The sequence below is a fragment of the Pseudonocardia sp. genome (assembly GCF_025465255.1).
Classification (GTDB): Bacteria; Actinomycetota; Actinomycetes; order Mycobacteriales; family Pseudonocardiaceae; genus Pseudonocardia.
In genome coordinates this window covers 1-9,585 of the sequence record NZ_JAODNI010000224.1, presented here as the reverse complement: position 1 = coordinate 9,585, position 9,585 = coordinate 1, and the positions used below count along the sequence as shown (strand labels likewise).

At 73.1% G+C, this 9,585-nt stretch carries 9 protein-coding genes and 2 tRNA genes; 7 read left to right on the top strand and 4 right to left on the bottom strand.

Going from position 1 to position 9,585, the window contains the following annotated elements:
- Positions 1 to 262: EthD family reductase (locus JWP64_RS28120; RefSeq protein ID WP_297502988.1), on the bottom strand; the 262-nt coding region annotated here is incomplete at its 3' end.
- Between the two features lie 278 nt (positions 263 to 540).
- On the opposite strand from JWP64_RS28120, the gene JWP64_RS28115 reads away from it, so the two are divergent.
- Positions 541 to 1,506, top strand: a complete 966-nt coding sequence (locus JWP64_RS28115; protein ID WP_297502986.1) for a hypothetical protein — start codon at positions 541 to 543, stop codon at positions 1,504 to 1,506.
- Between the two features lie 17 nt (positions 1,507 to 1,523).
- Here the strand turns inward: JWP64_RS28115 and JWP64_RS28110 are convergent, their stop codons facing one another.
- The gene (locus tag JWP64_RS28110; RefSeq protein ID WP_297502984.1) at positions 1,524 to 2,795 is read right to left on the bottom strand and encodes an FAD-dependent oxidoreductase; all 1,272 of its coding nucleotides are present in this window, start codon (positions 2,793 to 2,795) and stop codon (positions 1,524 to 1,526) included.
- Positions 2,796 to 2,850: 55 nt separating this feature from the next.
- Between JWP64_RS28110 and gltX the strand changes: the two genes are divergently transcribed.
- The 3 genes from gltX to JWP64_RS28095 all read left to right on the top strand — a co-directional run bounded on the left by gltX (position 2,851) and on the right by JWP64_RS28095 (position 4,626).
- Complete coding sequence (gltX, locus tag JWP64_RS28105) at positions 2,851 to 4,347, top strand: glutamate--tRNA ligase (RefSeq protein WP_297502981.1); 1,497 nt, start codon at positions 2,851 to 2,853, stop codon at positions 4,345 to 4,347.
- 98 nt (positions 4,348 to 4,445) lie between these two features.
- Positions 4,446 to 4,517, top strand: a tRNA-Gln gene (locus JWP64_RS28100).
- A gap of 36 nt (positions 4,518 to 4,553) precedes the next feature.
- Positions 4,554 to 4,626: transfer RNA gene (locus tag JWP64_RS28095), tRNA-Glu, on the top strand.
- A 160-nt stretch (positions 4,627 to 4,786) separates the two neighbouring features.
- On the opposite strand, the gene JWP64_RS28090 is transcribed toward JWP64_RS28095, so the two are convergent.
- Positions 4,787 to 5,905: a hypothetical protein gene (locus JWP64_RS28090; protein ID WP_297502979.1), complete on the bottom strand. Its 1,119-nt coding sequence runs from the start codon at positions 5,903 to 5,905 to the stop codon at positions 4,787 to 4,789.
- 418 nt (positions 5,906 to 6,323) lie between these two features.
- Positions 6,324 to 7,025, bottom strand: a complete 702-nt coding sequence (locus JWP64_RS28085; protein ID WP_297502977.1) for an IclR family transcriptional regulator — start codon at positions 7,023 to 7,025, stop codon at positions 6,324 to 6,326.
- A gap of 77 nt (positions 7,026 to 7,102) precedes the next feature.
- Between JWP64_RS28085 and leuC the strand changes: the two genes are divergently transcribed.
- From leuC to JWP64_RS28070, 3 genes are all read left to right on the top strand, one after another.
- On the top strand, positions 7,103 to 8,515 hold the full coding sequence (gene leuC / locus JWP64_RS28080) for a 3-isopropylmalate dehydratase large subunit (protein ID WP_297502975.1): 1,413 nt from the start codon (positions 7,103 to 7,105) through the stop codon (positions 8,513 to 8,515).
- Positions 8,515 to 9,105: a 3-isopropylmalate dehydratase small subunit gene (gene leuD / locus JWP64_RS28075; protein WP_297502973.1), complete on the top strand. Its 591-nt coding sequence runs from the start codon at positions 8,515 to 8,517 to the stop codon at positions 9,103 to 9,105. Before leuC ends, leuD begins: the two co-directional genes overlap by 1 nt.
- A gap of 136 nt (positions 9,106 to 9,241) precedes the next feature.
- Positions 9,242 to 9,585: HU family DNA-binding protein (locus JWP64_RS28070; RefSeq protein ID WP_297502971.1), on the top strand; the 344-nt coding region annotated here is incomplete at its 3' end.

Here is a 9,585-nt window from a genome sequence, read left to right as displayed (position 1 = left end):
AGTTCGGCAGGTCGTCGGTGGCGGCCTTGCCCTCCGGGCTGGCCATCGACTCCGCCATCGCCTCCTGCGAGGCGAAGTTCAGGGTCGCGATCAGGTGGTACTGGGGGGCGGACCCGTCGGGGCCGGGACCCGGGCGGACGATCGTGAACGACTCCAGGCCGGAAATCCTGCCGGCCAGGGGTGCGTGCACCTCGTCGTAGTGCTTGTCGAACGCCGCGGGGTCCGCGGGCGGGTTGTAGAGCACGGTCAGGGTGACAGACACGAACACCTCCGGTGGGTGGTCGGCGGACGTCGGTGTCCGCCGACTCGGCCTCCATCATTGATCGGGGTGCATCACCGACGACAGGTCCGGACGGGGACTTCCCACGACGTGGGACACGGGCGGGCGACACCGGCCCCCGTCCACGACGGGCCCGCGCGCCTGCGGGTGACGAAACGCGTACCCCGGTGACACTCGTCCGCGGCGGGTCGCGACCCGATAGGGGCGTCGCTGCGCGAATCACTACCGCCCGTGGAGACCGTCTCCCTAGCATGATCGGCATGAGCGCAGTCGAACGGGGCTCGTCCGTGTCCTTCGCACTGGTCCGTCGCGGATTCGATCCCGAGCAGGTCAACGAGCACCTGCACCGGGTCGACACCGACGTCAGTCTCCTCGCGACGGACCGGGCGGCCGCGGTGAAGCAGGCGGACCAGCTCACCCGGGAGTGCAACGCGGTCCGCGCCGAGCTCGACGCGACGCGCGCCGAGACCGAGCGGCTGCGCGGCGAGCTCCGGCTGATGACCGGGCCGGTGGACACCGTCGCGAGCATGAGCGAGCGGGTCCAGGTGGTGCTGAGGCTCGCGCAGCACCAGTTCAGCGGCGTGCGGGACGCGGTGGCCGCACAGATCGCCGAGACCGGCGACGCCTACGACGCGGAGGGGGCCCTCTCCGTCGACGGTGCCGGGCTCGGCCCGGACACGGACCTCTCCCGGCGCTCCCCGTTCACGCAGCAGGACGTCGACCGGCTGCGCCACGAGGCCGCCGAGGAACGCGCCCGGCTGGACGAGGCGGCGGCGGTCCGTCGGGCCGCCGCGGACGAGGAGTTCCGCGCCACCCTCGCGGCGCGGTGCCGCGAGGCGCTGGCCCAGATCACCGCGATGCAGGCCGAGGCGACGCGCGTCGCACAGCAGGTGCTCGACCGCGCCGACGCCCAGGGGGCGGCCCGGGTGGCCGAGGCCGAGGAGACGGCGCGTCGGATGGTCGAGGAGGCCCGGGCCGAGGTCGAGAACCTGCACGCCCTGCGCCGGCAGCTGGGCCAGCAGCTCGACGCGACGCGGCAGCTGCTCGCCGACGCGCTGCCCGCACCGCGGCAGGTTCCGGTGCCGCACCCGCGGCCGGCCCCGTCAGGCGCCCCGTCCCACGCCGCGGACACGGCGGCCACCACCCTCGAGTCGTCGGTTCCCAGGCCGTCGCCGGTGCCGATGGCGGAGCGGGCCGCCCGCCCGTCCCCGCGCCACGCCACCTGACCGCCGGCCCGTCCGCGTCAGCGGTGGGCGTGCAGCGTCCGGGGTCGGCGCGCCCACTCCGGCGCGTGTTCCGGGAGCGGGCCGACGCCCACCAGCCGCGCCGGGATGCCGCGGAGCGCCGGGAAGCGCTCCAGCAGCCGCGCGGGCAGCGGGAGCGAGGTCACCGAGGTGTGCTCGGCGTCGGGATCGAAGCCCAGGGCGCGGCCCAGGATCACCTTGTGCGCCACGCGCTGCAGGGACTGGAGCACCACCGTCGGCCACCAGCGGCGGGCCTGCACGCGCCGGAGCTCCGCGGGGGCGACCGAGCCGGACGAGCGCAGGGACGGCCCGAGCAGTCGGGCGGTGGCCACCGCGTCCGCGACGGCGAGGTTGATGCCGACACCGCCCACCGGTGACATCGCGTGCGCGGCGTCCCCGATCAGCAGCAGCCCGTCGGTCGACCAGCGGCGTAGCCGGTCGAGCCGGACGTCGAGCAGCTGGACCTGGTCGAAGGACTCCAGCGCGTCGACCCGGTCCGCCATCCACGGGACGAGCCGCGCGAACCGGTCCCGCAACGTCTGGATCCCGGCGGCGCGCAGCCCCGCGTCGCTGCCCTTGCGGATGAGATAGGCGCACTGCCAGTAGTCCCCGCGGTCGATCATGACCGCGAAGTGACCGGTGGAGAACCGCCCGAGCCCGCCCTCGACGTCGTCGGCGTGACGGGGCAGCCGGAACCACCAGACGTCCATCGGGACGCCGAAGGCCCGGCTCCGCAGCCCGGCCGCGGCGCGCAGCGTGGAGCCCCGCCCGTCGCAGCCGACGGTCAGCGCCGCCGAAAGCTCGTGTTCCTCGCCGCTGACCCGGTCCGTCCAGCGGACGCCGGTGACCTTCCCCCCGGCCCGCAGCATCCCGGTGACGTCGGCGTTGCGGATCAGCGTGAACGTCGGCTCCGCCTCCGCGGCCTCGGCGAGCAGGTCCAGGAAGTCCCACTGCGGGACGAGCGCGAGGTGCGGGTGCGCGCCGGGCAGCCGGGTGAAGTCCGCGATCGTGACCGTGCCGCCGTCGAGCACGCCCCGCAGCTGCTGCACCCGCCGCTGGGGGAGCGCGGCGAACCGCTCACCCAGGCCGAGCTCGTCGAGCAGCGTGAGGGTGGTCGGGTGCACCGTGTCGCCCCGGAAGTCCCGCAGGAAGTCCGCGTGCTTCTCCAGCACGGTGACCTCGACGCCCGCGCGGGCCAGCAGCAGCCCGAGCACCATCCCTGCGGGACCGCCACCGGCGACGGCGACGGAGGTGCGCTCGTTATTCATCATCCGTTGAAATATACTCCGATAGGCGCGGAACGGCCAGGGCTACCCTGGCGGAACCATGAGTGCCTCCGTCGATCCCGTGCGTGTCCGCTTCTGCCCCTCGCCCACCGGGACACCCCACGTGGGGTTGATCCGCACCGCCCTCTTCAACTGGGCCCACGCCCGTCATACGGGGGGTGTGCTCGTCTTCCGGATCGAGGACACCGACGCCTCCCGGGACAGCGTCGAGTCCTACGAGGCGCTGCTCGACGCCCTGCGGTGGCTCGGGCTCGACTGGGACGAGGGCCCCGAGGTCGGCGGTCCGCACGGCCCGTACCGGCAGAGCGAGCGGCGCGACATCTACCGGGACGCCCTCGGCCGCCTCGTCCGGGCCGGCGAGGTCTACGAGTCGTACTCCAGCCCGGAGGAGATCGAGGCCCGCCACAAGGCCGCCGGTCGCGACCCCAAGCTCGGCTACGACAACTCGGACCGGGACCTCACCGACGAGCAGATCGCCGCCTTCCGTGCGGAGGGCCGCAAGCCGGTGTTCCGCCTGCGCATGCCGGACCGGGACATCACCTTCACGGACCTGATCCGCGGCGAGATCACCTTCAAGGCGGGGCAGGTCCCGGACTTCGTCCTCGCCCGCGGCGACGGCACCCCGCTCTACACGTTCACCAACCCGCTCGACGACGCGCTGATGGACATCACGCACGTCCTGCGCGGCGAGGACCTCCTCTCCTCGACGCCGCGGCAGATCGCCCTGCTCGAGGCGCTGCAGCGGGTCGGTATCGGCAAGGGCCCGATGGCCTACGCGCACCTCCCGCTCGTGACGGGTGAGGGCAACCGCAAGCTGTCCAAGCGGGACCCGCAGTCCAACCTCTTCAACTACCGGGACCGCGGCTTCATCCCGGAGGGGCTGCTGAACTACCTGGCCCTGCTCGGCTGGTCGATCGCCGAGGACCGGGACGTCTTCTCCCTCGACGAGATGGTCGCCGCGTTCGACATCACCCGCGTCTCCGCCAACACGGCGCGCTTCGACCTCAAGAAGGCCGAGGCGATCAACGCCGCGCACCTGCGGGCGCTCCCGGCCGACGAGTTCGCCCGCCGGGTGATCCCGTACCTGCGGGCCGAGGGCGTCGTCTCGGACGAGCTCACCCCCGAGCAGCAGGAGGTGCTCACCGTGGCCGCCCCGCTCGTGCAGGAGCGCAGCGTGGTCCTCACCGACGCCGCCCGGATGCTCCGCTTCCTCTTCGTCGACGGCGCGGACTTCACCCTCGACGAGGACGCCGCAGCCAAGAACCTCGGCGCGGACGCCGCCCCGATCCTGGAGGCCGCGATCAAGGGTCTCGACGCCCTCCCGGAGTGGACGGCGGCGGGGATCGAGGACTCGCTCAAGGCCACGCTCGTCGACGGCCTGGGGCTCAAGCCGCGGAAGGCGTTCGCCCCGATCCGGGTCGCCATCAGCGGCCGGACCGTCTCGCCGCCCCTCTACGAGTCCATGGAACTGCTGGGCAAGGAGCGTTCCCTGGCGCGACTGGGGGCCGGTTTGAAACGCGCTGGCGGGGTGAGCTAGAGTCTTCTCTGCAAGGACACGGACACCGGCTCCCGGCAGCAAGGCCTACGGTCACCAGGTATTCGACCAAGCCAGGGGCCCCGGTGAAAGTGAAACCTTGGGGTATGGTGTAATTGGCAGCACGACTGATTCTGGTTCAGTTAGTCTAGGTTCGAGTCCTGGTACCCCAGCGGAAACGCACAGTTTTCGGATGTGTGCTTCCATGAGGCCCCGTCGTCTAGCGGCCTAGGACGCCGCCCTCTCAAGGCGGTAGCGCGGGTTCAAATCCCGTCGGGGCTACACCGACAATGCCCGTCCCGGATCATCCGGGGCGGGCATTGTCGTATTCATGGGTCGCCATTGTCGTGTGGCGGAGCCCACCATTCGGGCGCAGATCACAGCAATCCGCCGAAGCCGACGAAGAACGCCCGCCGGAGACTCCGGCGGGGCGTTCTCGTGCTCACGGGACGGGTGGCTTGTCCGGTTCCGAGGGCGGTTCCGACGGCGGCGGGGTCGTCGTTGTGATCGGGGGCGGCGGGGTGGTGGTCGTCGTCGGGGGCGTCGTCGGCTCGACCGGCGGCGGCAGGACCTCGCTGGTCGTGGTCGGGGCGACCGGCGTCCGCCGCGTCGTCCGCGGCGGAGGCGCCGGCGCCTCCGCCGTGGTCGGCGCCACGCTCTCGGAGGTCGGCGCGGGCGCCGGGGCCGAGGTGGTCGTCGCGGGGGTGATCACGGACGCGGTGTTCGTCACCCGGTCCGACGGCCAGAACACGATCGTCCCCACCAGCGCCAGCGCGCCGAGCGCGCCACCGATGCCGATCATCGTCGCCGGGGTGCGGCCCAGCGCCGGCCGGCGCTCCTCCTCCGGCGCGTACTCGACGTCCGACCCGACGGGTTCCTGCCCACCGGCGTAGGCCCAGGCGGGCGGGGCCTCCGGGGGCGGGACGGCGAGGCGGCTGGTGCGCAGCTCGTCCGGGCCCGGCGCGGGCTGGTACTGCTCGTATCCGGGCTGGGCCGGCGGTTCGTAGGCCGGCGGCGGTTCGTAGCCGGACTCGTCGTAGACCGGGGTCACGGTCGTCGGCGAGTAGGGCTCGGCGCCGCCGGCCAGGACGCGCACCGCGCCCGTCGCCTGCACGCCGCCGACGAACGTGACCGCCATGCCGTGCCCGCCCAGGGCGCCGGCGAGGAGATCCTGCTGGTGGGTGGTCCACGACGCGGGACGGGCGATCGCGACGGCGTCCGCGGGCCCGCCCTCCTGCTCCGCGACCTCGTTGACGACCCAGCGCACCATCCGCGCGCAGAGCTCCTCGGCCGGCCAGGTCACCCCGGCGACGACGATCGGCTCCGGGCTGCCGATGCGCTCGGTGAACTCCCGCACGGCCCGGTCGGGCTCGGCCGCGGCCCGGTCCTGGGCGGCCTCACCGGCCGTCACGGTGCCGTCCTCGCCGAGGAACAGCACCGTCGGCGCGTCCATCGACCGTTCGCCCAGGGCCACGACCTCGGGCGCGTCCGGCCGGTCCGGCCGGCCGACGGCCGCGATGGTCCGGCTCGCGCCCAGATCGATCCCGAGCAGGTAGCTCATCGTTCTCCCTCGCGGCGGGCGGCCGACCCGATCGAAGAGGCCGCCGTGCCGGGACGCCGTGTCGATTCCTCGCTCACCGTGATCCTGTCCTCGCCCGGGCCGTGGGGGAGCGGGCCCGGTCGTGCTCTTCTCGTGCAGGTCGGCACCACGCTAACGTCACGCTGCGCGTCCACCGCGGAAGGCGGCGTCTCCTTCGGTGGTCGGTGGCCGGGCCCCGGCGAACGGCGCCCCGCCACCCCGGGGCCGCGGGCTACCGCCGCGTCAGCGGGCGAGCCGGTAGAAGCGGAACAACATGTCCTCGACGTCCAGGATGTCGATCCCGGCGAAGCCGGCGTCCACCGCGTAGCGGCGCAGGGTGTCCGGCCGCATGACCGTGCCGGTGCCCGCGGACGGCGGGTGGCGCGGCGGGCTGACGGGGTTACAACCGGTGCTGCAGCGCCTCCGCGGCGGCCAGGAGATCCGCCGCCCAGCGCACCCCCGGTCGTCGGCCGATCCGGTCCACCGGGCCGGACACGGACACCGCCGCGACGACCTGCCCGGCCGTGTCGCGCACCGGCGCGGACACGCTGGAGACGCCGGACTCGCGCTCGGCGACGCTCTGCGCCCAGCCGCGCCGCCGGACGTCGACGAGGACGCGTTCGGTGAACGTCGCGTCCGCGAGGACCAGGCGTTGCGTCGCGGGGTCCGCCCACGCGGCGAGCACCTTCGCGCCCGAGCCCGCGGTCATCGGCAGCCGGGTGCCCACGGGAACGGTGTCCCGCAGGCCGCTCGCGGGCTCCGCGGCGGCGATGCAGACACGGTGGATGCCGTCCCGGCGGTAGAGTTGCACGCTCTCACCGGTGATGTCCCGCAGCCGTGGCAGGACCGCGCCGGCGGCGTCGAGCAACGGGTCCGCATGCCCGCCCGCGAGCTCGGCGAGGGTGGGGCCGGGACGCCAGCGGCCGTCGTTGCCGCGGTGCAGCAGGCCGTGCACCTCGAGCCCGACCGCGAGCCGGTGGGCCGTGGCCCGGGGCAGGCCCGTGGCCTCGCAGAGCTCCGAGAGCCCGACCGGCTCGGCCGCTGCCGCCCGGAGTACCCCCACGGCCTTGTCGAGCACGCCGATACCGCTAGACTGTCTCACGCCTCGATACTATCTTCCCAAATCCTGGGAAGTCCACCACCACTCGGGGCGGGTGAGCCGAGGAGAGGGAGGCAGCGGTGGGACGCACGCTGGCCGAGAAGGTCTGGGACCTGCATCTGGTCCGCAAGGGTGAGGGGCAGGAACCCGACCTGCTCTACATCGACCTGCACCTGGTCCACGAGGTGACCAGTCCGCAGGCGTTCGACGGGCTCCGGCTCGCCGGCCGTCCGGTGCGCCGCACGGACCTCACCATCGCGACCGAGGACCACAACGTCCCCACCCTCGACGTGCTCGCGCCGATCGCCGATCCCGTGTCCCGCACGCAGGTCGAGACGCTGCGCCGGAACTGCGAGGAGTTCGGGGTCGAGCTCTACCCGATGAACCACGCCGAGCAGGGCATCGTCCACGTCATCGGCCCGCAGCTGGGGCTCACCCAGCCGGGCACCACCGTCGTCTGCGGGGACAGCCACACGTCCACGCACGGCGCGTTCGGCGCGATGGCGTTCGGCATCGGCACGTCCGAGGTCGAGCACGTGCTCGCCACCCAGACGTTGCCGCTCAAGCGGTTCAAGGCCATGGCGATCAACGTCAACAGCAAGGACGGGACGCTGCGGCCCGGGGTCAGCAGCAAGGACGTCGTGCTGGCCATGATCGCGCAGATCGGCACCGGCGGCGGGCAGGGCTACGTGCTCGAGTACCGCGGCAACGTCATCGAGAACCTCTCGATGGAGGCCCGGATGACGATCTGCAACATGTCGATCGAGGCCGGCGCCCGCGCGGGCATGATCGCCCCGGACGAGACGACCTTCGCGTACCTGAAGGGCCGCGACCGCGCGCCGACCGGTGACCAGTGGGACGAGGCCGTCGAGGCGTGGCGCGAGCTGCGCACGGACGACGACGCCACGTTCGACGCCGAGGTGGACATCGACGGGGACGCGCTGACCCCGTTCGTCACCTGGGGCACCAACCCCGGCCAGGGCCTGCCGCTCGGCGAGAGCGTGCCGGACCCGGAGTCGATCGTCGACGAGAACGAGCGCACCGCCGCGGAGAAGGCCCTGTCCTACATGGGTCTCGAGGCCGGCATGCCGTTGCGCGACATCAAGGTCGACACCGTGTTCGTCGGCTCGTGCACCAACGGCCGGATCGAGGACCTCCGCGCCGCCGCCGAGGTGATCGACGGGCGCACGGTCGCGGACGGCGTGCGGATGCTCGTCGTGCCGGGCTCGATGCGGGTGCGGTTCCAGGCCGAGGACGAGGGCCTGGACAAGATCTTCACCAGCGCCGGCGCCGAGTGGCGCTCCGCGGGCTGCTCGATGTGCCTGGGCATGAACCCGGACCAGCTCGCCCCGGGCGAGCGCAGCGCGTCGACGTCGAACCGCAACTTCGAGGGCCGCCAGGGCAAGGGCGGCCGCACCCACCTGGTGTCGCCCCTCGTGGCCGCCGCGACGGCGGTCCGGGGCACCCTGAGCTCGCCGGAGGACCTGAACTGATGGACGCCTTCTCGACCCACACCGGCATCGGCGTTCCCCTGCGCCGCTCCAACGTGGACACCGACCAGATCATCCCCGCGGTCTACCTCAAGCGCGTGACGCGCACGGGGTTCGAGGACGGGCTGTTCTCGGCCTGGCGGGGCGACGAGGACTTCATCCTCAACCAGGAGCCGTTCTCGCGCGGCTCCGTGCTGGTGGCGGGGCAGGACTTCGGCACCGGCTCGTCGCGCGAGCACGCCGTCTGGGCCTTGATGGACTACGGCTTCCGGGTCGTCATCTCGTCCCGGTTCGCGGACATCTTCCGGGGCAACTCGGCGAAGGCAGGCCTGGTCGCGGCGCAGGTCGCGCAGCCGGACGTCGAGCTGCTGTGGAAGCTGCTGGAGAACGAGCCGGGCACCGAGGTGACCGTCGACCTGCAGGAGAAGACGGTGCAGGCCAAGGACCTGACCGTCCGCTTCGACATCGACGACTACGCCCGCTGGCGGCTGCTGGAGGGCCTGGACGACATCGGTCTCACCCTGCGCCACGAGCAGGACATCACCGCGTTCGAGGCCGCCCGCCCCGCGCGGATGCCCACCACCCACGGCTGACGCCGCCCGTGCGCGGTGAGTGGTGTTCCGGCACCACTCACCGCGCACGAGCGACGCGGTCGCAATCCCTGCGCCGCAACGGCTTTTTCGGCCGCGTCACTGGTGCGAGCTGCGGAAACGTTCTACCGTGCCGTTCATGAACAAGACCCAGCTCGTGGACGCGCTGGCGGCCCGTCTCGGAGACCGGCGCACCGCGTCGTCCGCTGTGGACGGCCTGCTGGAGATCATCGTCGACACCGTCGGATCCGGCTCCTCGGTGACGCTCACCGGATTCGGGGTGTTCGAGCCCCGGGCCCGGGCGGCCCGCGTGGCGCGGAACCCACGCACCGGCGAGACCGTGCCCGTCCCGGCCACGACGGTCCCGGCCTTCCGCCCCGGGACCGCGTTCAAGGCGACGGTCGAGGCCAGCGGTGCGGCCACCGGCAAGCCGGCCCCGGCCCGTCGGACCGGCAGCGCCGCCCGGGCCGCCGCGCCCGCGAC

Bases quoted from the DNA above. Each gene is read 5' to 3' on its own strand.
- leuD (WP_297502973.1), top strand. From the start codon at position 8,515: ATGGACGCCTTCTCGACCCACACCGGCATCGGCGTTCCCCTGCGCCGC.
- JWP64_RS28115 (WP_297502986.1), top strand. From the start codon at position 541: ATGAGCGCAGTCGAACGGGGCTCGTCCGTGTCCTTCGCACTGGTCCGT.
- JWP64_RS28090 (WP_297502979.1), bottom strand. From the start codon at position 5,905: ATGAGCTACCTGCTCGGGATCGATCTGGGCGCGAGCCGGACCATCGCG.
- gltX (WP_297502981.1), top strand. From the start codon at position 2,851: ATGAGTGCCTCCGTCGATCCCGTGCGTGTCCGCTTCTGCCCCTCGCCC.
- JWP64_RS28110 (WP_297502984.1), bottom strand. From the start codon at position 2,795: ATGATGAATAACGAGCGCACCTCCGTCGCCGTCGCCGGTGGCGGTCCC.